We start from the raw sequence: 25,609 nt of genomic DNA on the forward strand, positions 1-25,609 counted from the left end.
AAAGCGTGCTGGAGGTATCAGAAGTGCGAATGCTGACATGAGTAGCGTTAAAGGGGGTGAAAAGCCCCCTCGCCGTAAGCGCAAGGTTTTCTACGCAACGTTCATCGGCGTAGAGTGAGTCGGCCCCTAAGGCGAGGCAGAGATGCGTAGCTGATGGGAAACAGGTCAATATTCCTGTACCGATATATAGTGCGATGTGGGGACGGATCTTAATAGGTCATCCAGTTATTGGATTATTCTGGTTTAGTTGGATGTAGGCGTGCATTAGGCAAATCCGGTGCACATATACCGAGGCCAACGATCGAGCGGACTTGTCCGTGAAGTGACTGAACGAGGTTCCAGGAAAAGCCACTAAGCTTCAGCTATATACGACCGTACCGCAAACCGACACTGGTGCGCGAGATGAGTATTCTAAGGCGCTTGAGAGAACTCAGGAGAAGGAACTCGGCAAATTGACACCGTAACTTCGGAAGAAGGTGTGCCCTATTAGTGTGTAGTGAACAACGAAGCATGAATGGGTTGCAAAAAATCGGTGGCTGCGACTGTTTATTAAAAACACAGCACTCTGCAAACACGAAAGTGGACGTATAGGGTGTGACGCCTGCCCGGTGCTGGAAGATTAAATGATGGGGTGCAAGCTCTTGATTGAAGTCCCAGTAAACGGCGGCCGTAACTATAACGGTCCTAAGGTAGCGAAATTCCTTGTCGGGTAAGTTCCGACCTGCACGAATGGCGTAACGATGGCCACACTGTCTCCTCCTGAGACTCAGCGAAGTTGAAATGTTTGTGATGATGCAATCTCCCCGCGGAAAGACGGAAAGACCCCATGAACCTTTACTGTAGCTTTGTATTGGACTTTGAACAGATCTGTGTAGGATAGGTGGGAGGCTTTGAAGCAGGGTCGCTAGATCTTGTGGAGCCAACGTTGAAATACCACCCTGGTGTGTTTGAGGTTCTAACCTAGGTCCATTATCTGGATCGGGGACAGTGCATGGTAGGCAGTTTGACTGGGGCGGTCTCCTCCCAAAGCGTAACGGAGGAGTTCGAAGGTACGCTAGTTACGGTCGGACATCGTGACGATAGTGCAATGGCATAAGCGTGCTTAACTGCGAGACTGACAAGTCGAGCAGATGCGAAAGCAGGACATAGTGATCCGGTGGTTCTGTATGGAAGGGCCATCGCTCAACGGATAAAAGGTACTCTGGGGATAACAGGCTGATACCGCCCAAGAGTTCATATCGACGGCGGTGTTTGGCACCTCGATGTCGGCTCATCTCATCCTGGGGCTGTAGCCGGTCCCAAGGGTATGGCTGTTCGCCATTTAAAGAGGTACGTGAGCTGGGTTTAAAACGTCGTGAGACAGTTTGGTCCCTATCTTCCGTGGGCGCTGCAGATTTGAGGAAGCCTGCTCCTAGTACGAGAGGACCGGAGTGGACACACCTCTGGTGTATCGGTTGTCACGCCAGTGGCATTGCCGAGTAGCTAAGTGTGGAAGAGATAACCGCTGAAAGCATCTAAGCGGGAAACTCGTTTCAAGATGAGATCTGCCGGGGCCTTGAGCCCCCTAAAGAGTCGTTCAAGACCAGGACGTTGATAGGTCAGGTGTGGAAGCGCAGTAATGCGTTAAGCTAACTGATACTAATTGCTCGTGCGGCTTGACCCTATAACTTTGATCAGTCTGATCAAGGTGTTATGCCAAGTTGACGCATTCAAAATACATTCAAGCAGCGCAGTCACTGCGTGCTGATTCCAAACTCTATGAATTCGTTTGACTGATCATGTGATCAGCCAGACAACAAGTTATGCCTGATGACCATAGCGACGTGGTACCACTCCTTCCCATCCCGAACAGGACAGTGAAACGCGTCAGCGCCGATGATAGTGCGGGTTCCCGTGTGAAAGTAGGTCATCGTCAGGCTCTTACAGCCAGGAAAAGCCCAACACAGCGTGTTGGGCTTTTTCATTTTGAGCTTTAAAAAAGCGCGCCATCCTTCGATGGCGCGCTTTTTTTGTTTCTGATCGACAAGCGTCAAATATTGCGGAGGAGCGACGAGTCCCGCTCGGCCGCCCCAGCAGCGATCAATTCGGCCAAGATGTCTTCAGCCAATTGATCCAGTTCCGTATCGGCAAAGAAGCGTGAGTGGATAACACCAAAATATGACGCGCTTCGAAGCCACTCAGCCCAATCGTGCAGTGCGATGGACTGCACCTCGAGCAGCTTGAACTTCATCAGCACCTTGATGGCATGCCGAGCATGCTTTACAGGATCGTGCTGAAGGCTATCGAGCCGGCGGCGCGCTATGGCCAATGCCTTTTCAACCTGACTGAAAACAGCTCCATGACCGGGGATCACTTGAAGGGGCGCCAACGCCTCAATCGAGTCCAGTGTTGCCGCTATATCTCCGAAGGAGGGCTCTCCGGTCAACTCGGGGAAGGCAATACCAAAACCGTTTTCCCAAAGGGCATCCGCCGAAATCAGTGTTCGCGAGATGGGCTCGAACAGGATGACCGAATGAGGGTCGTGGCCTGGTGCCCCGTGTACCTGCCAAGGCTTGTCACCCAGGAAGCACTCAGTTCCAGGCTGCAGCAGCCCGGTGAATCCGAACCGCGGGCACGTCTGGCCCGTCGCAAGAAAGCTCAACCCGCTTTCGTCCCAGCGCTCAACCAAGGCCGCCTCGCCGGGGGGAATACTCGTCCGGACGGCCGGGTAGCGGTGTTGCAACGCAGCGTTGCCACCGCAATGGTCGCTGTGCAGATGCGTGTTCAGCAACCGGTCGAGCGGCCGCGCCCCAAGAACCGATTCAACAAGCGCCAGGGTCTGGTCGGCGTGCGTGACATAGCCAGTGTCGACCAGCGCAGTCTCTTCCGCGCCAACGAACAGGATGTTGTTAGAAGAGAGCCAGCCGCGCTCGAAGACCACGAGATTCGCCGGAAGACCGGCCGCGGGGCCTTCGCGCATTCAGGCGCCTGCGCTGGTTCTGAGTTCGCGGCGCAGAATCTTTCCGACGTTCGTTTTCGGTAGCGATTCACGAAACTCGATGTGCTTGGGCCGCTTGTAGCCAGTGAGCTGGCTATTGCAGTACTGAAGCACGGTATCTTCCGTCAGCGTCGGATCCCTGCGCACGACGAACACCTTGATCGCCTCACCTTGCTTCTCATCCGGTACGCCGACTGCGGCGCATTCGACAACACCCGGGCACAGCGAAATCACATTCTCGAGCTCGTTCGGGAAAACGTTGAAGCCGCTGACCAGGATCATGTCCTTCTTGCGATCGACGATGCGGCTGTAGCCGTCTTCTTGCATGAGCGCAATATCGCCGGTGCGCATGAACCCGTCAGGGGTGAAGGCGGCCGCGGTTTCCACGGGCTGGTTGTAATAGCCCGTCATCACATTGGGGCCCTTGATGCAAAGCTCGCCCGCGGTTCCAACGGGCAGGGAATTCCCTTCGTCGTCCTTTATTGCAATCTCGATGCTCGGCAGCGGCAAGCCGATCGTGCCGGTGAACTTTGTATTCGACACTGGGTTGTTCGTACCGATTGCACAGGTTTCGCTCATGCCCCAGCCTTCGATCATCGGACATCCGGTCGCCTCGAACCATCGCTGTGCCGTACCTTCCGATGCGGCCATGCCGCCTGCTTGCGAGACGAACAGCGTCGAAAAATCGATCGACTTGAACTGTGGGTGCATCAGCAGCGCATTGAACAGCGTGTTCACTGCCGGCAGCATGTGGAACGGACGCTTCTTGAGCACCGCAACAAATTTGTCAAAGTCCCGCGGATTCGGAATCAGCGTCATGTGCGAGCCCTGGCGGATGACCAAGAGGCACAGCGTGAGCGCGAAAATGTGATACAGCGGCAATGCCGCAATGCTGTTGACCTTCGACAAGTCGCCCGCGCGTGAAAGGGCCGGCGTGAACCACGCCTCAGCCTGCAGGGTTGCTGCAACAATATTGCGATGGGTCAGCACCGCGCCCTTTGACAAGCCAGTCGTGCCGCCTGTGTACTGCAAGAAGGCGATCGAATCGAGCGTACTTTGATCCGGGCCCAGCGGTCGACCGCGCCCATCGGCAATGGCCTTTGAAAATTCCGTAACCGTGCGGCCATCGGTCAGCGGCAGCTTGTAAGGCGGGACCATCTTCGCCAGGTGACGAACCGCCACAGTGATCCAGGCGCCATACAAACCGCCCAGCAGATCGCCCATCGAAGTGACGACCACATGCTTGACGGGTGTGCGCTCGATCACTTGTTCCAGCGTCGAAGCAAAGTTCTCGAGAATGACGATGGCCGTGGCGCCGGAGTCCTTGAGCTGATGCTCGAGTTCACGCGCCGTGTAGAGCGGATTGACATTCACGCAGGTATAGCCTGCACGCAGCACGGCGCACATCGTCACGGCAAACTGAGGGACGTTGGGCAGCATGATGGCCACTCGCGCGCCGGGTTCGAGGCCGAGCGATTGAAGCCAGGCACCCAGCGCCTTCGAGAGCGTGTCAAGCTCTCCGTACGACATCCAGCGCTCCATGCAAACCGAGAACGGCCGCTCGGCGTAGCGGCTGAAAGCCTCGTCGAACATGTGGGTCAGAGACCGGTATTGCTCGGGATTGATCTCCTGAGGGACGTCGGCCGGATAGTTTTGTCGCGCGGATGTTTGCATGCAAGCTCCTTTGCGCGAATTGTGGGAGTCAGGTGCGTCCGGCCACTAGCGGGCTTCTCCTAGGACGATGGCAACCACTGTCGCGCGTGCGATAGCTGCCCGGTGCCATCCGTCTCCGGGCAAGGGGCTGCGCCCTCGCGCGAACGGCTTGTTTTCAGGCCTTGCCGGACTCGCCGGGAAGCAGCACTCCAGCCGGGATATCGGGCTCGACTTCCAATGCCCGGTAGAGGGGCGTGAAATCAGGCGCCGTCAGCTCGAACAGCTGCGCAAAGCTCTCGATCACGAAATAGTTCGCTTGGTACGTGTCGATCTTGTAGCGCGTGCGCATGGTGCGCAGCAGGTCGAGCGGCAGCCGGTGCGGCTCGCCGCTGCGCACCGCGTGCTGCAGCTCGCCCACCGAACTCAGGATGCCCGCACCGTATGCACGCAGGCCATCCGGCTGGCGGATGAGTCCGAACTCCACCGTGTACCAATACAGCCGCGCGAGCTTCTCGCCGGCACCCAGTTCGTGCGCCTTGATGCCGCCCTCGCCATAACGCTGCACGTAGTCTGCGAAGGTCGGGTCGAAGAGCATCGGCACGTGGCCGAACAGGTCGTGGAACACGTCGGGCTCGACGATGTAGTTGAACTCCTCCGGCTTGCGGATCCAGTCGGTCACTGGAAACTTGCGATTCGCAAGCAAGGTGAAGAACGGCAACTCGGGAATCAGCCCCGGCACAGCGACGATCTCCCAGCCGGTAGCCCGATGCAGCCGCTCGTTGATTTCTTCAAAGCGCGGAATGCGGTCCTTCACGCCGAGCGATGGCAACGCATTGATGAACGCATCGCAGGCAAGGCCGGGCAGTTGCGCGGCCTGCCGCTCATAGAGCCGCCTGTAGGTGTCGTGGTCGGCCGGCGTATAGCTCGCCCAGTCCTGCGGGCAGGTGTAGTCGGCATGCACCGCGCCACCACGCGAGTAGTCGCCTCGAGGCGGGCGATCCGACGCGCCGTACACAGCGGGTTTGACGGCGGCAGTGGCAGGGGCGGGGGTGTCCATGGAAGATTACTCTCGGGTTATTTGAGCCAGCGATTCATCACGCGCTGGAAATCGCCGCCGGCTTGCTGCAGGTGCAGCCATTGGTCGACATAGGCCTTGAAAGCCACGTCGTCGCGCGGCAGCATCCAGGCCATTTCGCCGTACTGCAACGGCTTCTCGGGGTTGATGGCGCAGAGTCCGGGCTTGAGCTTCTGCTGTGTGATGGCTTCAGCGGACTCGGTCACGAACACATCGGCGCGGTTGGTCAGGATCTCGTCGAAGATCGTCACGTTCTCGCCGTGCAGCGTGAGCTTGGCCTGCTTGAAGTTGGCTCGTGCAAAACGCTCGTTGCTGCCACCCGGATTGAAGATGACCCGGGTCGAAGGCTTGTCGATATCCGCCACGCTCTGGTACTTGGCAACGTCGGCACAGCGCGCAATGGGCGCCTTGCCGTTCACCATGTACGGCGCGCTGAAGAAAGCGCGCTTCTGCCGGTCGGTGGTTACCGAGACACCGCCGACAGCAATGTCGCATTTGCCCGCCGCAAGGTCAGGCAGCAGGTTTGCCCACGTGGTCTTGACCCACTCCGGCTTGGCGCCCAAGCTGGAGCTGAAACTCGCCATCAGGTCGACGTCGATGCCCTCGAACGATCCGTCCGCCTTCTGGAAGCTGAACGGCTTGTAGTCGCCCGGCGTGCAGATGCGCAGCACGGCAGCCTTCTGCACCGCATCCAGATGCGAACCTGCCGTGGGCACGGCAGGGGCCACGGCGCAACCGGAAAGAACGGCGGCCGCCGCGACAAGGGTCAGGCCGATTGAGAACGTGCTGCGCATGAAGGCTCCTGTGCAATGAAAGAGGCGCTTATTTTGGGGCCGCCAGCACGCCACGACGCATCTGGTCGAGCTCGATGCTCTCGAACAGCGCCTTGAAATTGCCGTTGCCAAAGCCGTCGTCGCCCTTGCGCTGGATGAACTCGAAGAAGATCGGGCCGAGCTGGTTTTCGCTGAAGATCTGCAGCAGCAGCGCATCCTTCTTGCCGTCGATCAGGATCTTGCGCTTCTGCAGTTCGGCCACGCTTTCGCCGTGTCCGGGAATTCGCTTGTCGACCAGCTCGTAATACGTGTCGATGGTGTCGAGCAGCGTCACGCCCTTGGCGCGCAGCGCATCGACCGTTTTGTACAGGTTGTCCGAGCCCATTGCGATGTGCTGGATGCCTTCGCCGCGGTACATGTCCAGGTACTCCTGGATCTGGCCCGCCTGCTCCTTGCCTTCTTCATTGATCGGAATGCGGATCTTGCCGCACGGGCTGGTCATGGCCTTGCTCTTCACGCCTGTCACCTGGCCTTCGATGTCGAAGTACTTGATCTCGCGGAAGTTGAAGAGCTTTTCGTAGAAGCCTGCCCACACGTTCATCCGGCCCCGGTACACGTTGTGCGTGAGGTGGTCGATGTAGGTAAGGCCGTTGCCTTTGGGCGCCAGCGCGTCTTGCGAGGCCACGCCCGGGAGCGGCTCGAAGTCGACGTCGTAAAAACCGATGTTGCCGATGTCGCCCGACTTCGCACCGTTCTTGCCGGGCCAGCGGTCGACCAGGTAGATCAGGCTGTCGCCGATGCCCTTGATGGCGGGAATATTCAATTCGCCAGGCCCCGCCTTGTCTGCAAAACCCCAGGCGCCGAGCGAGATGGCGCGCTCGTAGGCCTGCTTGGCGTCTTGCACCCGAAACGCAATGGCGCAGACGCTCGGGCCGTGCTCGCGCGCAAAGCGCTGCGCGAACGAGTCGGGCTCGGCATTCACGATGAAATTGATCGTGCCCTGGCGATACAGCAGCACGTTCTTGTGGCGGTGCTTGGCCACCGCCGTGAAGCCCATGCGCTCGAACACCTGGCCCATGGCAACCGGATCCGGCGCCGCGTATTCGATGAACTCGAAGCCGTCGGTCCCCATCGGGTTCTCCCAAGGCGTGAAGGCGGGGGCGTCGATATGGCTCATAAAGGGGTCTCCGGAGGTGGGTTCGAATGGATAAAGAAACAGAAATATTGCGAAAAAGCGCACCGAAGCGCCCTTTGCTGCAATGTAGGACGGATGTCGCTCATGTTTTCAGCGTTATTGGGCGCCATCCGTGGTGCTGACGCACAAAAACTGCAAAAATAGCAATATGGAAGCACTCGACAAGATCGATCGACTCATATTGCGCACGCTGCAAGCAGATGGCCGTGCTACCTACGACCAGATCGCCGAGCAGGTCAGCCTATCTCCCAGCGCGGTGCTCAGGCGCGTCAAGCGGCTGGAAGAAAGCGGCGTCATCGATCGCTACGTTGCGCTCGTTCGCCCGGAAGTCATCGGCCTGGGACTCACCGCATACTTGAACGTTCGCCTGGAAAAACACACCGAAAGCCACAAGCGCAACCCTATGGACCTGTTCCGGGCCAGCGTGCAGACTTGGCCCGAGGTGGTGGAATGCGCAGCGCTCACCGGTGAAATGGACTACCTCTTGCGCGTCGTGGTCGCCGACATGGGCCACTACAGCCGTTTCATCATGGACACCCTGCTCAAGCACCCCAGCGTCGAAGACTGCAAGACCAGCTTTGTGCTCGACCGTGTCAAGGCCACAACGGCTGTGCCGGTTTAGCAACGATCAGTTGCTCGAATAAAACACCCTTTTGGCATTGGTTCACAAATGACAACCGGAAGTACCCATTCGGACTTGTTGATTAAGGGAAAACCCTTATATTTGGACCATGCTCACCGCCAAGACCCTTCTCAAAGCGTCTCTCGGCCTCGGTTCTTTCCTGAAGGCTCCGATGGTTGAGGCGCAACCGCGCGCGGCCTTCGCGCCTCAACCCGTCATGGTGCCGATCCGATCCATCGGCCCGCGCGAACGCGACCGCATCGCGCGCCACCTGCTGGCTTTGAGCCCTCACGACCGCTACCTGCGTTTCGGCTATGCCGCGTCCGATGAGCAGGTGCAGCGCTATGTCGACGGCCTCGACTTCGACCGCGACGAGCTCTTCGGTATCTACAACCGCCGTCTCGACCTGATCGCGATGGCTCACTTGGCCTTCGCACCGGACGACCAGCACAGCGACTGCGCAGAGTTCGGTGTTTCGGTGGCGGCGCATGCGCGCGGCCGCGGCTACGGCGCCCGGCTGTTCGAGCGGGCCGTGGTGGTGGCGCGCAATGAGGGCGTCGGCATGCTCTTCATTCATGCGCTGAGCGAAAACGCCGCAATGCTCAAGATCGCCCGCAACGCCGGCGCGACCGTGGTGCGCAGCGGCTCGGAGTCGGAGGCGCATCTGCAGCTGCCGAGCGCCACCTTCGACAGCCGCATGAGCGAAATCGCGCTCGAGCAATATGCTGCGGTCGACTACCACCTCAAGACCCGCGCGAAGCAGTTCTGGGCTTTTCTCGCTAGCCTGCAGGAAGTGCGCAGCGGCATTCGCGACGCCCGCGGCAAGTCGGCGCAATAGCGGCCCGGTAGCGGGCCAACAGGCCTGAAACGGGGCATTGCCGCTGGCAAGCTACGCTCTTGTTTCGTCCTGTAGCGGAATTGCGAGATGGCTGGAGTGCCAGGGGTAGAGCCTGTCACACGCAATCCGGTATCCTTGTATCTCTTCAACTACGCCTCCCGAAGTGGCCGAACCTCACCCTGAACGCGCACCCGTTGAACGGGAAGACAAGCGTGGCTTTCTCCAGAAGCTGGCCGAATTCATCCATCCCGGTCCCGACTCGCGCGACGAGCTGATCGAAACCTTGGCCGACGCCGAGGACAACGAGGTGATCGGCGCAGAGTCGCGCGTGATGCTCGAAGGCGTGCTGCGCATGGCCGACATGACGGCCGGCGACGTGATGGTCGCCGCCCCGCGCATGGACCTGGTGAACATCGACGCGCCCTTCGACGCGCTGCTGCACCTGGTCATCGACACCGCGCACTCGCGCTTTCCGGTGTACGAGGGCGAAAAAGAAAACATCATCGGCATCCTGCTCGCGAAAGACCTGCTCAAGCTGCAGCGCGCGCCGGGGCTCAACATTCGCGCCCTGCTGCGTCCGGCCACCTTCGTGCCCGAGAGCAAGGGCCTGAACGACCTGCTGCGCGAATTTCGCGGCAACCGCAATCACCTGGCCATCGTCATCGACGAGTTCGGCCGCGTGGCCGGCCTCATTACCATCGAAGACGTGCTCGAGCAGATCGTCGGCGAGATCGAAGACGAATTCGACATTGCCGAAGACGAGGGCGACATCTTCGGCCTGGCCGACCACACCTACCGCGTCTCGGGCGACACGCCGATCGAGCGCGTTGCCGAGGCTTTCGGCATCGTCTTCGACGAAGAACAGCTGAGCGAAGACTTCGACACCATCGGCGGCCTCATCGCGCATGAAATGGGCCATGTGCCCAAGCGCGGCGAGCATCACGCCATCGGCGGCTTCGACTTCGTGGTGCTGCACACCAAGGGCGGCGCGGTACGCTGGTTCAAGGTGTCCCCGGCCCGCGGCAGCGACGCGGCCGACTGATGCCGCTGCCTGCAGCGGCGACGCTCCGCACCTCGCGCATTCTTTCTGCCGTCGGCCTGCTGCGCCTTCTCGGCTTCGTTTTTGCGGGGCTCGCACAGGCTGCATCCATAGCCTGGCCTACGAACGGCCAGCCGCTATGGTGGCTGCAGCTGGCCTCGATAGCGGTGCTCGTCGGCCTGCTGGACCGGCTGCGTTCAGAAGGCGCCGGCTGGCGTCGTGCCGGCCTGCATGGTTGGCTCTTCTCAACGGCCTGGCTCACCGGCAGCTTCTGGTGGCTCTTCATCTCGATGCACACCTACGGCGGGCTTCCGGCGCCGCTGGCGGCCATTGCGGTGCTCGCGCTTGCGGCGGCGCTCGGCCTTTACTACGCAGTGGCTTGTGCCTGGTTCGTCGTTCGCGGGCCGCGCGGACCCGTGGCCGGTGCCTTGCTCTTCGCCGCACTGTGGACACTGGCCGAACTGGTGCGCGGCAGCTGGTTCACCGGCTTCCCCTGGGGTGCCGGCGGCTACGCGCATGTCGAAGGTCCGCTGGCGGCCTGGGCCCCATGGATGGGTGTCTACGGCATTGGCGCTGTCGCGGCCATCGCGGCGGCACTGGTCGCGCTCACACGGCCTGCGCGCACAGTGGCGCTGGTGCAATCGCTGGTTCTTTTTGCCGCCGCATTCGCTCTGCCGCACCTCATTGAGCCGCTGCCTGCCAATGTGCAAGGCGACAAGGGCTCGAGCGGCAACCTGCAGATGGCATTGCTTCAAGGCAATATCCCGCAAGACGAAAAATTCATTCCTGGCGGTGGCATCGACCTGGCACTGCGCTGGTACGGCGAACAGCTGCGCGATGCCAAGGCTTCGCTGGTAGTCACGCCCGAAACGGCGTTGCCGCTGCTGCCGCAGCAATTGCCCGGCGGCTATCTGGAGGCCATCCAGGCCCGCTACAGCCAAGGCGCGCAGGCGGCGATCGTCGGTCTTCCGATGGGCGGCCAAGGCACCTACAGCAACGCGGTGCTCGGCTTCCAACCCGGCGCCGCGCAGCCCTATAGCTACAGCAAGCACCACCTCGTTCCGTTCGGCGAATTCATTCCGCCGGGTTTTCGCTGGTTCATCCGCATGATGAATATTCCGCTCGGCGACTTCGCCCGTGGAGGCCTGGCGCAAGCGCCTTTCGTCTGGCAGGGGCAGCGCATCGCGCCGAACATCTGCTACGAAGACTTGTTCGGCGACGAGATCGGAGCCAACTTCAAGAACGAGGCCACGGCGCCGACCGTGCTGCTCAACGTGAGCAACATCGCCTGGTTCGGCGACTCCGTAGCCATCGACCAGCACCTGGCCATTTCGCGCATGCGCTCGCTCGAATTCGCGCGGCCGATGGTGCGGGCCACCAACACCGGCGCCACCGTGGTGATCGATGCTGGCGGCCGCGTCACACACCAGCTGCCGCGCCTTACGCGCGGCGTGCTCGAGGCCTCGGTCGAAGGCCGCAAGGGGCTCACGCCGTATGCGCGCTGGGTTGCACCGTTCGGGCTCTGGCCGCTGTGGATCTTGGCGCTGGGTATCGTTGCCATTGCCTTCGCGCTGCGCCGCCGCCAGGGCTGAGCAGGAACGATCGTTCTCAGGCCGCGGTCTTCACAGGCCAGTCGCGCAACTTGCCGGGGTTCAGCAGCCCCATCGGGTCGAAGCGCTTCTTCACCTCGATGACCTCTGGCGGCAGCGTACCGCCCGCCTTGCCGTCTTCCACGATGTTCACGTGCGGATTGTTGATGTGCACGTTGTGGGCACGGTAAATATCGATGATTTCCGAGAGCCTTTCTTCGGTGCTGAAGCGCACCAGCTGAAGCCCGCTGCACGTCATGAGCCCCGCCACATTGCGGATGAACTCGATGTGCATCATTACTTCGCCGCCGAGCAGCTTTTCCATCTCGATGATCTGCTCGACGTGCCGTCCGGGCACAAAGCCGCTCTGCAGATAGGTCAGCGTCGGATCGACCTTCAGCGCATGCAGCGTCGTGTGGTTCCAGGTGAACTCCATCAATGTGCGGTTGCTCTTCTGAACTTCGGCCGCCGTCTTGCGGTAGCTCACTGTGCCGCCGTGCGCTTCGGCAAACTGCAGCATTGCCGGCTCGCAGTACTCGGCCACGAGCGACAGCACTGTGTGGCAGCCTTTGGGAAGGTGCGCCGCAAGCTGCGCAAGGTGGTCGGAAATGGGTGCGGCAAAAAAAGCGATTTCCCGTTTCACGATGCCGGGCGCGTTGGCGAGCTTGTCGGCAAAGTGCAGAGCGTCTTCGAACTTGTCGAAGGTCACAAGCGTTTCGAGCCAGGGGTGTGCGGGTGCGAGTGCCACCTCCAGTTCAAGCACCAATCCGTTGGTGCCCCAGAGATGGTGCATGCGCATGGCCTCGGCGCCGCGCAGTTCAACCATCTGCGGCTCGGCCTCGATGGTCATTGCACGAATGCCGAGCACGTTGCCTGGTGCGCCAAGCGGCCCATAGTTGATGGAGCCCACGCCGCCGAAGCCGCCGCCGAACAGCCCGCCGAGCGTGGCGCTGCGGTAGGTGGAGGGCAGGCAGCGCATCTCCTGGCCTGAAGGCTTGGTCTGCTTTTCGAGCTCGCCCAGGCGAATGCCGGCCTGCGCGCGCGCCACGCCGGGCTTTACCCACAGCAGGGCGTTGTAGCCGGTCATGTCGAGCACCACGCCGCCCGCCAGCGGCGTGGTCTGGCCGTAGTTGCCGGTGCCGCTGCCGCGAAGGGTGATCGGCACATTGCGCCGAGCGCAGGCGCCGACCACCGCCCGGATTTCGTCCTCGGTGCGCGGGCGCACGACCACGTCGGCGCGCTTGTCCTTCAACTGGCGGTTCAGCACCGGGCTGAACCACGAGAAGTCTTGCGAAAGCCGCGCCACACGGCTTTCATCGGTGATCCAGTCGAGCCCGGGGAGCTCGAGCAGCAACTGTTCGATGGCGGAAATGGAAGCGTTCATGATCAAGGTCTCAATCCTGGGAAAGTTCGCTCGCGTGCCACGAGCCCAACGCCAGCTTGGTAAGCCAGGCCATCAGCACGAATAGCGCGACACCCGTGAGCGAAATGAGCAGCAGGGCCGCGAACATGCGCGGAATGTTCAGCTGGAAGCCGGCCTGCAGAATTTGATACGCCAGCCCCGCACCGGAGCCTCCTGTGCCGGCGACGAACTCGGCCACCACCGCACCGATGAGCGCAAGACCGCTGGAGATGCGCAGCCCGCCGAAAAAATAAGGCAGCGCGCTCGGAATGCGCAGCCGCACGAGCTGTTGCCAGCGCGTGGCGCGGTTGAGCTTGAAGTAGCTCTGCAGGTCGGGGTCGATGCTGCGCAGGCCGAGCGTGGTGTTGCTGATGATGGGAAACAGCGCCACAAGCGCCGCGCACACCGTCATCGCCGCCACCGGGTTCTTCACCCAGATGATGATGAGCGGTGCCACCGCCACGATGGGCGTTACCTGCAGCAGCACCGCATACGGAAAGAGCGCGGTCTCGATGCGCTTGCTCTGCACAAAGAGAAATGAGATCAGCACACCCGCCACCGTGGCCAGCGCGAACGACAGCAGCGTGATCTTCAGCGTAACGAGCAGCGCGTTGCCGAGCGGCGCCCAGTCGGTGACGAGCGTTTGCACCATCAGGATGGGCGAGGGCACCAGGTACGGCGGCAGCTCCATTGCCACCACCATCCATTGCCACAGCGCCAGCAGCACCACGCCGATCAGCACCGGGTAGAGCACGCGCTGCACACGCGGCTGGCTCAGAAGGGGCGTGCTCTTTTTCATTGCGCATGCTCCTCGTCGCCCTGGCTCGCGCGCAGCAGGCTGTCTTGCAGGCGCTTGGCGTGGCGCGCGAATTCCGGCGTCACCATGAAATCGGGCGTGCGCGGATAGGGCTCGTCGATGTGGAACTGCTCCACCACCCGGCCCGGCCGCGCGGCCATCATTACGACGCGGGTCGACAGAAACACCGCCTCGTGGATCGAATGCGTCACGAAGATCACCGTCAGCTTCTTCTTGCGCCACAGGTCGAGCAGGTCGGCATCGAGCTTGTGGCGCGTGATCTCGTCCAGTGCGCCGAATGGCTCGTCCATCAGCAGCAGGTCGGGCTGCGTCACGAGGCCGCGCGCAATCGACACGCGCATCTGCATGCCGCCCGAGAGCGCGCGCGGCAGCGCATCGGCAAACTTTTCGAGCCCCACCAGCGCAAGCGATTCCATCACGCGCGCATCGGCCTCCTTGCGCGGCACGCCGGCCAGGTCGAGCGGCAGCCGCACGTTGGTGCGCACGCTCGCCCACGGCATCAAGGTGGCCGACTGGAACACAAAGGACAGCTTGTGCGGGCAGCTGTGGATCTCAGCCACGGGCTTGCGCCACACGAGCAAGCGTCCGTCGCTCGGCTCGAGCATGCCCGCCACCATCTTCAGCAGCGTGCTCTTGCCGCAACCCGAGGGCCCCAGCAGCGTGACGAACTCGCCTTCGGCGATGGACAGGTCCACCGGCAGCAGCGCCTGCGTGCCGTTGGGGTAAGTCTTCTCGGCCGAGAGCACTTCCACCGCGGGCACGGCGGGCACCGCGGGCGGCGCAAGGGTGTGGGGTTCGATGCGGTTCATGGCGCAAGAATCAAGGCAGTACCTTGGCGTCCTTCACGAAGTCGGTGGTGTACGTCTTTGCAAGTTCCACCTTGGCCGGGTCGAGCAGCTTGGCACTCACGAGAAAGTCGTAGCTCGCCTTGGAGCGTGCGTCGGTGATCACGCCGATGCCGAGCTTGGCTGCGTCGCCGCCGGTGACCATGCCCATCTCCTTGAGCTTGGCAACGCTGTAGGCCAGCTGGTCGTCGGTCATGTTGGGGTTGTCCTTCTTGATCAGCGCATTGGCGGGCGCCGGGTCGGCGAGATAGCTCTTCCAGCCTTCGGCCGAAGCCTTCACGAAGGCCTCCACCTGCTTGCTGCGGTCCTTCACGGTCTTTTCCATGCACGACACGGTGGTGGCGTACGCGGGAAAGCCGTGGTCGCTGAACATCAGCACGGTGCTCTTCACGCCGGCTTTCTGAATGGCGTAGGGCTCCGAGGTCAGATAGCCCTGCTGCGCAGCGTTCTTGTCGGCCACAAAGGGCTGGATGTTGAAGGTGTAGGGCCGCGTCTGTTCATCGGTAAGGCCGAACTTGGCCTTGAGCCACGGCCAATAGCCGCGGTTGGCCTGCGCGCCGATCAGCAGCGTCTTGCCTTTCAGGTCTTCGAACTTCTTGACGTCGTCATGCGCAATCAGCACCTGCGGGTCTTTCTGGAAGAAGGCCGCCACGTTGACCACCGGCACGCCGCCTTCGCGCACCTGCATCATCTGGATGTCGCTCGAACCCATGATGCAGTCGGCCTGGCCGGCGGCCATCATCTGCGTGATGTTGACCTGGGGGCCACCCATCTTGATGGTCACGTCGAGCCCGTGTTTCTTGTAGATGCCCTGTGCCACCGCCTGGTAGAAGCCGCCGTGCTCGGCTTGCGCATACCAGTTGGTCATGTAGGTGAACTTGTCTTGCGCGCGGGCCGGTGCGGCGGCGGCGAGCAGTGCGAGCGCGGCGGCGCCGGCCATGGAAAGAGCGAAGGAACGCATGGTGGGAACCTCTCGAGGCTGGTGGAAGAACGGTTGAAGAAGAAGGAAGCCGGTGGAACGATGCAAGTAGCGCGCCTCAGGCGGGCTCGAACGACTGCTGGATGAAGCCCTGCTGGTGGCCGCGTTCCCAAGTTGCCTCTTCGCGGACAACCCAGCGCAGGGCATGCAGTTCGGTCAGCGCCTGCACCCAGCTGTCGGACAGCGTGTCCAGAATCTCCATGCCCTGTTCGCGCGTAGCGCTGGTCGGGTCGCCGATCACGCCGCTGGGGCCAAAGTCGCGTGCAGTCCATGCGCAGGCCGGCCGGCCATCGGCAGACAGCAGCTTGATCGGGAACGGCGGCGGAAAATTGGCGGCGGCGCGCTCCATGTGCACCGTGTCCGGCGCCAGCGCAAGCATCAGCGCCGTCTCCGAATGGCCGGCATGCATCGAGAGGCGCTTTTCCTGTTCGCTGATCTGCTTGCTCGATGCGTTCGGCAGGCGCGACACGCCATGAGGCACCACAACAAAGTCGCCATGCCGAAGGCGCAGCTCACGTGCGGCCATCTCCAGCACCTGCGGCTGGCCGCCGTGGCCGTTGGCGAACAGCAGCTTGCGAAAGCCCGCGCGGTAGACCGACTCGCCGATCTCCGTCACCGTCGACAAAAGTGTGGTGCCGGTCAGCGTCATGGTGCCCGGAAAGTGCAGGTGCTCTTCCGACTTGCCATAGGTGATGGTCGGCAATGCGAAGGCGCGCACTTCCGCCGGCAGCTTTTCGAGCGCCTTGCCCATCACGCCCGAAGCGATCACGCTGTCGACCGAGCAGGGCAGGTGCGGGCCATGCTGCTCGATGGCGCCGCAGGGCAGCACGATGACCGTGTTCTCGCGGTCGGGCAGGGCGGCAATTTCAGTCCAGCTCAGGTAGGGCAGAAAACGATGGGGCGGTATGTAGCCGTGGAGCATGGGAGGTCCTTGTTCTTTAGCGGGAATCAGCGGGAATAAAAAGGCGCGGGGTCGCCATGGGTGGTGCTGCCTTCGCGCAGCACCACGCGTGTTGCGCTGCGGGAAGGCCAGCCGGGCGGGTCGGCTTGTGTGAACAGCACCAGGTCGGCCTTGGCGCCGACCAGCGTCGGCGTCGCCGCGGCGGGCGCGCGCTGCAGCCAGTCGCTGCGGCACAGCGCCTGCGACCAGTTGTCGAAGGGTTCGTCCAGCTGCGCCACCAGCGCGGCGGTGCCCAGTGCCTCGACGGGGTCGAAGCTGCCGAGCCGGCAGAACGGGTCTTGCACGTTGTCGCTTGCAAATAGCAGCGGAATGCCGCGCTCGCGCGCTTCCTTCACCAGCGTGATGCCGCGCATGCGCGGCGTGCGGCCCGTGACGGCGTCTTGCAGCAGCAGGTTGGTGGCGGGCAGCGACACCACCGTGATCGGCGAGCGCGCCACGGCGTCGAGCGTGGCAAATGCCTGGGCCTCGGGCTGGGCGGCCAGTGCGCAGATGTGGCCGCAGACCACTCGGCCCTCGAAGCCGATCTCGCGCAGGATGCGAGCAGTGGTCTGCAAGCCCACTGCTGCGGCGTTCAGTTCCTCATCGACGTGCAGGTCGACGTCCAGGTCGCAGGCCTGCGCAGACACAAGCAGGTTGCGCAGCGCCTTCTCGCTCCAGTTGGTGGAATGCACGAAGCCGCCCAGCAGCGCCTGCGGCCCGGTGGCCTTGACCTGCCTTGCAAGGCGCATGGCCTGCTCGGCATCTTCGAACAGCGGCAGCTTGATGAGGCTGACCTGCTCCAGCCGCACCTTGCCTGCCCATTCCTGCGCCAGTTCGGCCATCACCGGCCAGGCGATCGGCACTGCATCGGGTTCCCACCAGTCGACGTGCGTGCGCACATGCGTGGTACCGCACTCCCAGGCCCATTGCAGGCCGCGCGAGGCGCGTTCGCGCACGTCGCCGGCGCTCCAATGCACGCGGTCGCTCAGCATCGCGTCGATGGCGCCGAGCAGGCCGGGCTGCACGTCTTTCATGCGCGGCAGCGTGAAAGCCTTGTCGAGGTGCGTGTGCGCATCGACAAAGCCGGGCAGCACCGGGGCACCGGCCAGGTCCCAGCCTCCAAGGCGGGGCGCACTGTCATGGGACGCGGGCTGCACCGATCGGACGCGCCCGGCATCGATTGCAATGCGCGCCAGCCCTGGCGCACCGCTGCGCTGCTGCGGCCAATCGGCGGGCAGCAGCCAGCGCGGCAGGCGCGCGTTGTCCAGAAAAGCGGGGGTTTTCATGCGAAGCGCGCCATTGCGGTGCCCACCCGCGCCATGAAGCGCTTGAGCTGGGGCTCGGTCGCCACGTTCATGTGATAGTGGGCGTGGTAGTCCACCTTGGCGCGTCGGCCGGTCAGCCTCAGCATGTACCGCGTGACGATCTTGCGGGGCGGATCGCCCATGTACCAGGCCATCCAGCGCGGGCGGCCATAGGTGACGACGGCGCTGATGCGCTTGATGTGCGTGAGCATCGGCTTCACGTTGGCCGGGTCGCTGATGTCGAAGGCCACGCCGGGCATGAAGAGCCGGTCGAAGTAGCCCTTCAGCATTGCGGGCAGGCCGAAGCACCACGTCGGAAAGCAGAAAACGATGCCTTCGGCCCACTGCAGCCGCTCGACATAAGGCTTGAGCGGCAACTGGTTGGCCGGTACCTCGTGGTAGCCCAGCCGCTCTTCGCGCGAGAGCACCGGGTTGAAGCCCTCGGCGTACAGGTCGCAGTCGTCCACCTCGTGCCCGGCCGCGCGCAGGTTCTTCAGCACCTCCCGGTGCAGGGCTGCATGAAAGCTGGTTTCGACCGGGTGGCAGTAGACGACGAGCACGCGCATGTTGTTTGACCGCTTAATCAGAGCAAGTGGTCAGGTTATGCAAGCCGCGTGCCAGTGCCGATGCACCGGAGTGGGGAGGCGAGGGACTCCGCCCCGCCTTTCTTCTGGAGCTACGTGGCCTTGCCCCGCCAGAGCCGCACGCCCAGCCCCGCCGCAGCCGTGGCGGTTGCCAGCCAGGTCACACCTGCCCAGCCCCACTGTGCGAGCGCCAGGGCGCCCAGTGCCGAGCCGGCCGCCATGCCGATGAACATGCTGGTGAACAGCACCGCGTTGAGCCGGCTGCGTGCACCGGGCTCGATGCTGTAGACGATGGTCTGGTGCGCGATCAGCGCCGCCTGCATGCCCAGGTCGAAGCCGATTGCCGCGAGTGCGAGCAGCCAGAGCTGCGCATGGGGCGGCAGCAGCGGCGCGAATCCCATGGCCGCGAAAGACACCACCACCAACCCCGCGCCGAGCCGTGTTACCAGTTCCGGGCCGCGGCGGTCGGCCAGGCGTCCGGCAAGCGGTGCGGCCAGCGCGCCTGCAGCACCGGCCAGGCCGAAGGCACCCGCAGCGGCGCTGCCCAGGTGGAACGGCTCGCCGTGCAGCATGACGGCCAGCGTGGACCAGAAGGCGCTGAAGCCCACCGCCAGCAGCGCTTGCGCCAACGCGGCGCGGCGCAAGGCGCCGTGGCGTGACCACAGCGTGCCCAGTGATCCGAGCAACGCGCCGTAGCCCAGGTGCGTGGTGGGCCGAAACCGCGGCAGGCCGCGCCAGGCCGCCGCGCCGATGAGCGCAATGCTGGCTGCCGCAGCAATGAACATCGCGCGCCAGCCAAAGTGCTCGGCGACGAAGCCACTCACCACGCGCGACAGCAGGATGCCGAGCAGGAGCCCCGTCATCACTGTGCCCACGGTCTTGCCGCGCGTGGCTTCGGGTGCCAGCGTTGCCGCGGCGGGCACGATGTCTTGCGCCATCGTGGCCGCCAGGCCGATGGCAAGGCTGGCTGCGAGCAGCATGCCGATAGACGGTGCGGCTCCGGCCACCAGCAGCGCGGCGCACAGGGCGGCTGCCTTGGCCAGCACGATGCGCCGCCGGTCGTAGCGGTCGCCCAGCGGCGCCAGCAGCAAGATGCCCAGCGCATAGCCAAGCTGGGTAAGCGTGGGAATGAACCCGACCGACCGTGCGGAGGCGCCTATGTCGGCGCCCAATACGCCCAGCATCGGCTGGGCATAGTAGAGCGACGCCACGGAGAGCCCGGCGCCCGTGGCGAGCAGCAGCACCAGCGAAGCCGGCAGGTCGCGTGCAGCCGGTGCAGCGGCATCGATTGCATGCGTTTGTTGAATGGAAGACATGGCGTTAACCCTTGAATACTGAGCGAGGGTTGAAATGTGCGCCTATGAGGCGTGACTTGGTAGCCCCGAAGATCGCACAATGCCTATACGCATCACGCATAAAGACAAGTCATGTCGACCTCTTCTCCCGCAGCCGACCGCATCGAACTGATGCAGACCTTCATCCATATCGTCGAGGCCGGCAGCCTTTCGGCGGCAGCCCAGCAGATGGGCGCCACGCAGCCCACGGTAAGCCGCCGGCTGCAAGCACTGGAGCGCTCGCTGGGGGTGCGGCTCTTGCGCCGCTCCACGCACGCGATGAAGCTCACCGAAGACGGCGAGCGCTGCTACGAGCGCGCCAGGGAACTGGTCGCCGACTGGCACGCCTTCGAGGCCGACCTCCGGGGTGTGGGCGACGAGCCCGAAGGCACGCTGCGCGTGGTGGCGCCGCATGCGCTGGGGCAGCTGCTGCTGGTCGGGCCCCTGGCCGACTACCTGCGCGCATACCCGCGCGTGTCCGTCGAATGGCTGCTGAACGACCGCCGGCCCGACTTCATCGCCGAAGGCGTCGATTGCGCCATCCAGGTGGGCGAAGTGACCGACACCATGGCCGTGGCCATCAAGCTTTCGGAAGTGCCGCGCGTGGTGGTCGCCGCGCCCTCGGTGCTGGCGGGGCGGAAGCCGCCCACGCATGCATCGGAGCTGGCCGAACTGCCATGGATCGCGCTGCGCACGTTCTATCGCAACGAGGTGGTGCTCACCCACAGTCCGTCCGGCGAGATTGCACATGTGCCCATCCGGCCGCGCATGAGCACCGACAGCCTCTATGCGCTGCAAAGCGCGGCGCGCATGGGGCTTGGTGCCTGCATGGGTTCGGCCTGGCTCATGAATGACGACATCGCAACGGGCCGCATGGTGCAGCTTGTGCCGCAGTGGCACGTGGCGGCGCTACCTGTCTACCTGATCTATCCGCATGCGCGCTACCAGCCGGCGCGGCTGCGCCGGTTCATCGAGATGATGCGCATCGCGCTGGCCGACCCGACCGGCCGCGCCTGGGAGGCCGGCGCGTCATAGGCGCCCGCCTCGCGAGCGGCCCGGTCAAGCCTTTATGCCGCAGCCGCCCAGCACAAAGGCCACCAGTTCGCGCGCAATCGGCTCGCGGTCGATGGGTGCGTCGGGCGGCAGGCCGAGCATCACCCGCGTCTGTATGGCGTAGTCGGCATAGCTCTGGGTCATGGCCCAGATGTGCATCAGCAGCAGGCGCGCATCGAGCGGGCGCATCTGTCCGCGCGCAATCCAGCCGTTGATCACGTCGACCTTCTTTTGCGTCCACGCCCGCGCATTGGGCCAGTAGCGGTCGAGGTTGCGGCCGCCGTCGAGCACCTCGCGCGTGAAGATGCGCGAGATCTCGGGGTTGTCGAATGCGTGGTCGAGCTTCTTGCGGATGTAGTCGCCCAGCACCGTGCCCGGGTCGCTCGCGTCTTCGAACGAAAACACCACCTTCCATGCATGCAGCACCTGCATCAGCAGCTCTTCGTAGAGCTCTTCCTTGCCGGCAATGTAGTAGTGAAGCTGGGGCTTGGTAAGGCCGGCGCGCGCGGCAATGGCCTGGGTGGATGTGCCCTTCAGCCCATGCAGGCTGAACTCGGTAACGGCCGCCGTGCGAATCGCGGCCATGATGCGCTCGCGCCCCGGGCGTGCTCGCGACAGCGGCCCGTCGGGGGCGGGCATTTCCTGGGCTGTGGTGGGGGGCAGGGCGGCGGGATCGGCGTTCATTGGATGGCGGGGTTTGCGGCGGGGCGCGAGCCGATGGTAATCCTTGGCGCATGGCCGCATGCCATGCCGGCATGGAAGGCCGAGGCATGCGGGCATGGTTCATGTATCTTCTCGCCGCTTCCAGAATTTCATTCAAGACACAGGAGTTTTCTCATGTACCTTTCTCCCCGTTTCAGGGCCTTTGCGGCCGGTGCCGCACTGCTTGCGGCCAGCGCCCTCGCGCAAGCCCAGCAGGCAATGCCCAATGTGGTGATCCTGGCCACCGGCGGCACCATTGCGGGGGCTGGCGCCTCGGCTGTGAACAGCGCCACCTATGCGGCTGCCAAGGTCGGTGTCGACAAACTCATTGCCGGCCTGCCCGAGCTCTCGAAAATTGCCAACGTGCGCGGCGAACAGGTGTTCCAGGTGGCTTCCGAGAGCCTTACCAACGACAACCTGCTGACGCTCGCCAAGCGCGTGTCCGCGCTGTCCAAGCAGGCCGACGTCGACGGCATCGTCATTACCCACGGCACCGACACGCTGGAAGAAACCGCCTACTTCCTCACGCTGACCGTGCACACCAGCAAGCCGATCGTCGTGGTCGGCTCGATGCGTCCGGGCACGGCGCTTTCGGCCGACGGTGCGCTCAACCTGTATGACGCAGTCAGCGTGGCAGGCAGCAAGGACGCCGCCGGCAAGGGCGTGCTGGTAACGATGAACGACAACATCGACAGCGGCCGCGACGTGAGCAAGAACGTCAACATCAAGACCAGTGCGTTCTCCAGCCAGTGGGGCCCGTTGGGCATGGTGGTCGAGGGCAAGAACTACTGGTTCCGCGCTCCGGTCAAGCGCCACACCATGAATTCGGAATTCGACATCGACAGCATCAACACGCTGCCGCCGGTCGAGATTGCGATGGGCTATGAGGGTGTTTCGTCGATTGCCATCGATGCTTTCGCCAAGAGCGGCGTGAAGGCGATCATCCATGGCGGCACGGGCAACGGCTCGGTGGCCAACCGCATCGTTCCCAACCTGCAGAAGGCGCGCGCCGACGGCGCCATCATCATTCGCAGCTCGCGCGTGCCCGACGGCTTCGTGATCCGCAATGCAGAGCAGCCTGACGACAAGTACGACTGGGTGGTGGCGCACGACCTGCGTCCGCAGAAGGCCCGCATCCTGGCAATGGTGGCACTCACCAAGACCAGCGACACCAAGGAACTGCAGCGCATCTTCTGGGAATATTGATCCCGCTCAGCGCGCGGCCCGGCGCTTGCGGTGCCGCGCGTATTCGAGGCTGCTCACGCACACCAGCAGCCACGCCAGGCCAGTGAGCAGGCCGGCCACCACGTCGCTTGCAAAATGCACCTGCAGGAAGACGCGGCTGCACGCAATGGTGACGATGGCGGCTGCGGCTGCCATGGCCGCCGGCACATGCCAGCGCGCCGGCAAAAGGCGCAGCGCCAAGTACATCAGCATGCCGTAGCTCACTATGGCGCCCGAGCTGTGCCCGCTCGGAAAGCTGAAGCTCGTTTCCAGTGCCAGCCCATGGTCGTGCAATGGCCGCGCCCGCGCAAAGATGCGCTTGAGCGCGGGGTTCAGCAGCACGATGCCGCCGAGCGCCATCACCCAGCCCAGCGCCAGCCCGCGGTGCGCCTTGCGCCACAACGCAGCGGCCAGCACCACGCACACCGGCGCCAGCAGTTCGGCGTCACCCAGGTGGGTGAGCCAGCTGAAAACAACCAGGGCAGCCCACGGCGCATGCTCGCCGATGGCATCGGCCAGCGCCTGGTCGGCCAGGCCGAGCAAGCGCCCGTCTCCCAGCTTCGACGCGATGTAGGCCACCAGGCTTGCCGCCGCAAGAATCAGCACGAAGCCCAGCGCCAGGCCGCCCGCTACGCGCGGCTCATCCGGCTCGTCGCTTTCAGAAGAAGCCCTGGCGCGGCGCTGCTGCAGCAATCGGCAGATGGCGCCGGTGCCCAGCACAGACACCGCAAAAACACACACGAACCAGGCAAGGGCATGCTCGCCGACATGGCGGGCTAGAAGAACAAGAGCAGGGGCTTCCATCGGCATGCGGCGCACCCTAAGGGAGCATCGCGCCGCTGGCAAGCCGAAGCCGCAATACTTTGCCGCACACAAAGGCCTTGTGAGCCGCCGAATGGTCCCATCGCTCCGCTTGGCAGACGCGGGTGCCGCCAATGTTTTCCATGCGCAGCACGTTCACCGAATTGGGGTGGCCCGCCCGCACGCGCGACGACACGGCCGTGCCGGCCTGCACAGCCCACGTCGTGCGCGGGCAACCGGCGTACGCGTCGTGCAGCGAGCGCACGAACGGCAGGTGGATGTGGCCGCCCAGGATCAGGTCGGCTCCTGCATCGCACCAGCGCGCGACCGCCGCTTCGCGGCCATGCAGCCGGTTGTGCATGTCTTCCTGGCGCGTGACCATGACCGGCTGGTGCGTCACCACCACGCGCAATTGCGATGGCGACGCGGCCGCCAGCCGGGTCGCGACCCGCTCGACCTGTGCAGGCGAAACTTCGCCGTCTTCGTGCCGGTACCAGCGCGTGGTGTTCACTGCAAGCACCAGCCATTCGGGAGATTCGAACTCCGGCTCGAGATTGGTGCCGAAAGCTTCGGCGTACCGTTCATAGGGCGAGAACAGCCGCGCCGGCAAATGAAAAAGCGGAATGTCGTGGTTGCCGGGAATGGCTACCACCGCCGGCACCGCCAGCCTGTCGACGAACGCGCGGGCCGCTGCAAACTGCGCCCGCGTGGCGCGCTGGGTAATGTCTCCGGAGAGCACCACCACCCGCGGCGAGAGGGACTGCGCAAGCTGCTCGAGCGCCTCCATCACCTCGGGCTGCTCGGTGCCGAAATGCGGGTCGGAAATCTGAAGCAGGCAGTTGCTCATTGCTTGGCAGCCTCCAGTTCGGGGGCGGAATCCGGCCGCACGAGCCACAGCGGCTCGGGCGACACACGAAACAGCAGCGGCATCTCGGTCCAGGCGATCTCGCCGTCGGTGGCCACCTTGACCCGGCGCGGAGAATGCAGGCGGCCGGTCTTCACCGTCATCGACTCGAACGGAAAGCTCAGCACCTCGTCGGCGCTCCCAAGGCGGCCCAGCGCGCCGCGCACCAGCAAACCGGGCATGGCCAGCACCCCGGTGGGCTTCAGCACAACCGCTGCAAGCTGCCCATTTTCGGGTGCGTCCGCATGCTCGATCCCAACCTGCAGCAGCTGCAACGGGTTGTTGCCCACAAAAAGCGTCGGCGTCCTGATGTCGCGCTCCTGCCCGCGCCAGGCCATGCGCAGGTTCCAGAGCCGGTGGCCCCGCATCACGGTCAAGAGCCCCGCAAAAAAAGCGATCCAGCGGCTCCGGCCATAGCGCGCCTTGTAGCTTTCGCGCTCTTCCAGCAACTCGGCGTACAGCCCCATGCTGGCGTTGACCAGGAACACGCGGTCGTTCACCAGCCCCACCTGCGCAGGCTGCGGCTGCGCAGTCAGCAGCACCTGCAGGGCCTCTGCCGTATCGCCGGGAATGCCGTGCGCGCGGCTGAAGTAGTTGAAAGTGCCCTGCGGCAGCACGCCAAAGGCCAGCCCGCTCCCCAGCGTGGCCTGCGCCACCGTATTGATGGTGCCGTCGCCGCCCGCCGCCACCACCACGCCGCCGACAGCGCGGGCGCGCTCCACCGCCTCGCGCGCGAGCGCCTGCACCGTGGTGCGCTCATCCACAAGAAAGATGCGGTGCTTGCGGCCGGCCACGGTGCAGCCCTCCTCGATGATCCGGCGGGTTTCGGCGGTGTCCGCGTTGCCCGAGCCGGCGTTGAGAACAATGAACAGAGGCGAATTCGGACCGATTTGGGGCGGCAGCATGTCGGTGGAAACTGGGAAAAGGGGCACCCCGCAATAGAGCGCAATGCCGACTGC

At 63.6% G+C, this 25,609-nt stretch carries 23 protein-coding genes and 2 rRNA genes (1 of these 25 only partly in view); 8 read left to right on the forward strand and 17 right to left on the reverse strand.

Features of this window, described 5'->3' with window-relative positions; genetic code table 11:
- Positions 1-1,663 (forward strand): 23S ribosomal RNA (locus J2X67_RS05105); it begins 1,211 nt to the left of the window's first position.
- A 142-nt stretch (positions 1,664-1,805) separates the two neighbouring features.
- A 5S ribosomal RNA gene (rrf, locus tag J2X67_RS05110) occupies positions 1,806-1,918 on the forward strand.
- A gap of 111 nt (positions 1,919-2,029) precedes the next feature.
- Here rrf and J2X67_RS05115 read toward each other — a convergent pair.
- From J2X67_RS05115 to hppD, 5 genes are all read right to left on the reverse strand, one after another.
- The gene (locus tag J2X67_RS05115) at positions 2,030-2,959 is read right to left on the reverse strand and encodes an MBL fold metallo-hydrolase (RefSeq protein WP_309951113.1); all 930 of its coding nucleotides are present in this window, start codon (positions 2,957-2,959) and stop codon (positions 2,030-2,032) included.
- Positions 2,960-4,651 (reverse strand): AMP-binding protein, encoded by a 1,692-nt coding sequence (locus tag J2X67_RS05120; RefSeq protein WP_309951114.1) that lies wholly within the window; start codon positions 4,649-4,651, stop codon positions 2,960-2,962.
- Positions 4,652-4,805: 154 nt separating this feature from the next.
- Positions 4,806-5,687 carry a phenylalanine 4-monooxygenase gene (gene phhA / locus J2X67_RS05125; RefSeq protein WP_309951116.1) on the reverse strand — a complete coding sequence of 294 codons (882 nt, stop codon included), beginning with the start codon at positions 5,685-5,687 and terminating at the stop codon, positions 4,806-4,808.
- A gap of 17 nt (positions 5,688-5,704) precedes the next feature.
- Complete coding sequence (locus tag J2X67_RS05130) at positions 5,705-6,499, reverse strand: transporter substrate-binding domain-containing protein (protein ID WP_309951118.1); 795 nt, start codon at positions 6,497-6,499, stop codon at positions 5,705-5,707.
- A 28-nt stretch (positions 6,500-6,527) separates the two neighbouring features.
- A complete protein-coding gene (gene hppD, locus J2X67_RS05135; protein WP_309951120.1) occupies positions 6,528-7,655 on the reverse strand; it encodes a 4-hydroxyphenylpyruvate dioxygenase in 1,128 nt (375 codons plus the stop codon).
- Positions 7,656-7,821: 166 nt separating this feature from the next.
- Between hppD and J2X67_RS05140 the strand changes: the two genes are divergently transcribed.
- From J2X67_RS05140 to lnt, 4 genes are all read left to right on the forward strand, one after another.
- The gene (locus J2X67_RS05140) at positions 7,822-8,295 is read left to right on the forward strand and encodes an Lrp/AsnC family transcriptional regulator (protein ID WP_157616096.1); all 474 of its coding nucleotides are present in this window, start codon (positions 7,822-7,824) and stop codon (positions 8,293-8,295) included.
- 109 nt (positions 8,296-8,404) lie between these two features.
- Positions 8,405-9,133, forward strand: coding sequence for a GNAT family N-acetyltransferase (locus J2X67_RS05145; RefSeq protein ID WP_309951123.1), 729 nt, complete (start codon positions 8,405-8,407; stop codon positions 9,131-9,133).
- Between the two features lie 163 nt (positions 9,134-9,296).
- On the forward strand, positions 9,297-10,175 hold the full coding sequence (locus J2X67_RS05150) for an HlyC/CorC family transporter (RefSeq protein ID WP_021012634.1): 879 nt from the start codon (positions 9,297-9,299) through the stop codon (positions 10,173-10,175).
- Positions 10,175-11,764 carry an apolipoprotein N-acyltransferase gene (lnt, locus tag J2X67_RS05155; protein ID WP_309951125.1) on the forward strand — a complete coding sequence of 530 codons (1,590 nt, stop codon included), beginning with the start codon at positions 10,175-10,177 and terminating at the stop codon, positions 11,762-11,764. Before J2X67_RS05150 ends, lnt begins: the two co-directional genes overlap by 1 nt.
- Before the next feature lie 16 nt (positions 11,765-11,780).
- Here lnt and J2X67_RS05160 read toward each other — a convergent pair whose 3' ends face one another.
- The 8 genes from J2X67_RS05160 to J2X67_RS05195 all read right to left on the reverse strand — a co-directional run bounded on the left by J2X67_RS05160 (position 11,781) and on the right by J2X67_RS05195 (position 19,948).
- Positions 11,781-13,145 carry an FAD-binding oxidoreductase gene (locus J2X67_RS05160; RefSeq protein ID WP_309951127.1) on the reverse strand — a complete coding sequence of 455 codons (1,365 nt, stop codon included), beginning with the start codon at positions 13,143-13,145 and terminating at the stop codon, positions 11,781-11,783.
- Positions 13,146-13,155: 10 nt separating this feature from the next.
- Entirely contained in the window at positions 13,156-13,962 is an 807-nt protein-coding gene (locus J2X67_RS05165) for an ABC transporter permease (RefSeq protein WP_309951129.1), read from the reverse strand.
- Positions 13,959-14,789 (reverse strand): ABC transporter ATP-binding protein, encoded by an 831-nt coding sequence (locus J2X67_RS05170; protein WP_309951130.1) that lies wholly within the window; start codon positions 14,787-14,789, stop codon positions 13,959-13,961. The genes J2X67_RS05165 and J2X67_RS05170 overlap by 4 nt, the downstream gene beginning before the upstream one ends.
- Positions 14,790-14,799: 10 nt before the next feature.
- Positions 14,800-15,786 (reverse strand): ABC transporter substrate-binding protein, encoded by a 987-nt coding sequence (locus tag J2X67_RS05175; RefSeq protein WP_309951132.1) that lies wholly within the window; start codon positions 15,784-15,786, stop codon positions 14,800-14,802.
- A gap of 76 nt (positions 15,787-15,862) precedes the next feature.
- Positions 15,863-16,726 (reverse strand): creatininase family protein, encoded by an 864-nt coding sequence (locus J2X67_RS05180; RefSeq protein ID WP_309951135.1) that lies wholly within the window; start codon positions 16,724-16,726, stop codon positions 15,863-15,865.
- A 26-nt stretch (positions 16,727-16,752) separates the two neighbouring features.
- Positions 16,753-18,030 carry an amidohydrolase family protein gene (locus tag J2X67_RS05185; protein WP_309951137.1) on the reverse strand — a complete coding sequence of 426 codons (1,278 nt, stop codon included), beginning with the start codon at positions 18,028-18,030 and terminating at the stop codon, positions 16,753-16,755.
- On the reverse strand, positions 18,027-18,614 hold the full coding sequence (locus J2X67_RS05190) for an NAD(P)H-dependent oxidoreductase (protein WP_309951139.1): 588 nt from the start codon (positions 18,612-18,614) through the stop codon (positions 18,027-18,029). Before J2X67_RS05190 ends, J2X67_RS05185 begins: the two co-directional genes overlap by 4 nt.
- 110 nt (positions 18,615-18,724) lie before the next feature.
- Entirely contained in the window at positions 18,725-19,948 is a 1,224-nt protein-coding gene (locus J2X67_RS05195) for an MFS transporter (protein ID WP_309951140.1), read from the reverse strand.
- 111 nt (positions 19,949-20,059) lie between these two features.
- Here J2X67_RS05195 and J2X67_RS05200 point away from each other — a divergent pair, with 111 nt between their 5' ends.
- Positions 20,060-21,001 (forward strand): LysR family transcriptional regulator, encoded by a 942-nt coding sequence (locus tag J2X67_RS05200; protein ID WP_309951142.1) that lies wholly within the window; start codon positions 20,060-20,062, stop codon positions 20,999-21,001.
- Positions 21,002-21,025: 24 nt separating this feature from the next.
- On the opposite strand, the gene J2X67_RS05205 is transcribed toward J2X67_RS05200, so the two are convergent.
- Complete coding sequence (locus J2X67_RS05205) at positions 21,026-21,703, reverse strand: TetR family transcriptional regulator C-terminal domain-containing protein (protein ID WP_281146836.1); 678 nt, start codon at positions 21,701-21,703, stop codon at positions 21,026-21,028.
- A 153-nt stretch (positions 21,704-21,856) separates the two neighbouring features.
- On the opposite strand from J2X67_RS05205, the gene J2X67_RS05210 reads away from it, so the two are divergent.
- On the forward strand, positions 21,857-22,927 hold the full coding sequence (locus J2X67_RS05210) for an asparaginase (RefSeq protein WP_309951145.1): 1,071 nt from the start codon (positions 21,857-21,859) through the stop codon (positions 22,925-22,927).
- Positions 22,928-22,933: 6 nt separating this feature from the next.
- Here the strand turns inward: J2X67_RS05210 and J2X67_RS05215 are convergent, their stop codons facing one another.
- The 3 genes from J2X67_RS05215 to J2X67_RS05225 are packed head-to-tail and all read right to left on the reverse strand — an operon-like array spanning position 22,934 to position 25,555.
- Positions 22,934-23,755, reverse strand: coding sequence for a phosphatase PAP2 family protein (locus J2X67_RS05215; RefSeq protein ID WP_309951147.1), 822 nt, complete (start codon positions 23,753-23,755; stop codon positions 22,934-22,936).
- Positions 23,756-23,765: 10 nt separating this feature from the next.
- Positions 23,766-24,593 (reverse strand): metallophosphoesterase, encoded by an 828-nt coding sequence (locus J2X67_RS05220; RefSeq protein ID WP_309951149.1) that lies wholly within the window; start codon positions 24,591-24,593, stop codon positions 23,766-23,768.
- Positions 24,590-25,555 carry a diacylglycerol kinase family protein gene (locus J2X67_RS05225; RefSeq protein ID WP_309951150.1) on the reverse strand — a complete coding sequence of 322 codons (966 nt, stop codon included), beginning with the start codon at positions 25,553-25,555 and terminating at the stop codon, positions 24,590-24,592. The genes J2X67_RS05220 and J2X67_RS05225 overlap by 4 nt, the downstream gene beginning before the upstream one ends.
- Positions 25,556-25,609 lie beyond the last annotated feature (54 nt).

The organism is Variovorax sp. 3319 (assembly GCF_031456585.1).
Taxonomy (GTDB): Bacteria; Pseudomonadota; Gammaproteobacteria; order Burkholderiales; family Burkholderiaceae_C; genus Variovorax; species Variovorax paradoxus_P.